This window comes from Bradyrhizobium sp. 2TAF36 (assembly GCF_052114925.1).
In the GTDB taxonomy this organism is placed as follows: Bacteria; Pseudomonadota; Alphaproteobacteria; order Rhizobiales; family Xanthobacteraceae; genus Bradyrhizobium; species Bradyrhizobium barranii.
The window spans coordinates 1-1,678 of sequence record NZ_JBFRFR010000217.1 but is presented as its reverse complement, the minus strand read 5'-3'; the positions used below and the strand labels follow the sequence as shown (position 1 = coordinate 1,678).

2 protein-coding genes are annotated in these 1,678 nt (G+C 57.4%); both read left to right on the top strand.

Features of this window, described 5'->3' with window-relative positions; genetic code table 11:
* The coding region (locus AB4Z51_RS44785; protein ID WP_441499751.1) for a hypothetical protein at window positions 1–339 on the top strand (339 nt) is incomplete at its 5' end.
* Between the two features lie 354 nt (window positions 340–693).
* On the top strand, window positions 694–1,449 hold the full coding sequence (locus AB4Z51_RS44780; RefSeq protein WP_244623542.1) for a potassium channel family protein: 756 nt from the start codon (window positions 694–696) through the stop codon (window positions 1,447–1,449).
* The last annotated feature ends 229 nt before the right edge of the window (window positions 1,450–1,678 follow it).

The following is a 1,678-nucleotide window of genomic DNA, read 5'->3' as shown; positions in this document are numbered from 1 at the left end:
GCCATACTTATCCACTCAGATCGCAAATGGCCCGAGCGTATTGTCTTCGATACCCAATCGCCGGTGATCGTCGCCGCTGCGCCCGTGGCCGAGGCGACTGAGGTCGCAACTTCGTCGGATGTGGCCGAACCGCCCGTTACCGTCGCACAGAGCCCGGCGGTGGCGAATTCTTTCGCGATGCTGCCGAAGCCGGATACACGCCGGCCTGAAACCGTCGATCGCAAGCGACAACGCAAGATGTTGCATGTTGCGGCTCGACCGAGGCGAAACGTCCAGCCGCAGATGCTTCTGGCGGCACGACAAGGGCAGTTCGGCTGGTTCGGCTTCAGAACCTGGTGATCGGCGTCCGGATACGATCCGAACGCCGGGTCTCGCGGCGCCTATTCGTACATCGCACAGACACTTCCCCGCCGACGGAGACACCTGCGCGCAGCGCGCCGGGTTTGGCGGATCGTCGTCCTTGCAACGCAGACGCCGTTGATCCGCGTTCTGCCCACTCCGCAGGCGGCGGCTCCGCTCTCCGGAATTTATCTTCGCGAAGGTGCGGCAGATGTGCTGCCATTTTTTATGTGCATTTTTGTATCGTGAGTCGTTGCTGCGGCGAATCACGCGACCACAAACATCCTTGATGTGGATCAACCAGCGCTCCTGCGCCGGTAAAATGCTGGACGCATGGCTATTGGCTGCGCAGGAATGACCTCGCATGCCGAAGGCCGGGAGCTGGAAGCCAACAGGGGGAACGGCATGAAAGTAGACCTTCTGCGAGAACGGATGCGCTTGAGCTTCAACGATTGGCTGCTGACGCTACTCACAATTCTGCTCGTATCGATCGTATTTGTCTTTGCGCCGCTTCAGGCGACCGGCCATTTTGTCCTCCACGCCGGGGCAATTACCGTCTTGCTTGCTGTGATGGTGAGCATGGCGATTATCTCGAAGAGCAAGATCGCACTCGGGATGATGTTACTTGGGCTTATTGCGAACGTCTTCGTGTTCTTGGAGCGCTATTACTACGCTTGGCCCTACAACTTGCATCTGCTGGCGGCGTCATGGTTGCTGATCGCCATAGCACTTGGATCTGTCGTTACGAGGGCCGTATTCGGTCCAGGCTACATCACCTATCACCGTGTCGTCGGCGCCGTCCTCGTATATCTTTTGATTGCCGTGGGATTTGCCTGCCTGTTCACGTTCCTCGGCTTGTCGGCCGCCGATGCATTCAAAGGCATCGAGTTCGTGGATGACCGATCGCTTGCAAGCAAGGTTTTCTATTTGAGCTTTGCCACGCTGACGACGACCGGATACGGCGACATCGTGCCCGTCCATCCATGGGCGAGGAGCCTCTGCAACATCGAAGCGGTTATCGGGCAACTGTATCCGGCGACGTTGTTGGCGCGACTGGTCACGCTGGAGCTCGGGGAGCAAATTGAACACGTCCACCAACAATCACCGTAGCGCCGGTCTTAAGCTGCAGACCGATGGCAGATTTCTGCGCCGCAGCGCCGCAACCAAACAGATCCAAACTCGGGCATTGTTGTTCTTTGGTGCAATGAACTTTAGGACAATACCGAGAATGCACTATCCCTGAAAATCTTGTCACCATGCACGCCCCTAACCCGGCACCGGAATTGCACGGTTACCAGGCCCATCATCACAAGATTAAGGCAAGATTAAGGAATGGGTC

What these genes read in the sequence shown, in the direction of transcription:
- AB4Z51_RS44780 (WP_244623542.1), top strand. Translation starts at nt 694, where the DNA reads ATGACCTCGCATGCCGAAGGCCGGGAGCTGGAAGCCAACAGGGGGAAC.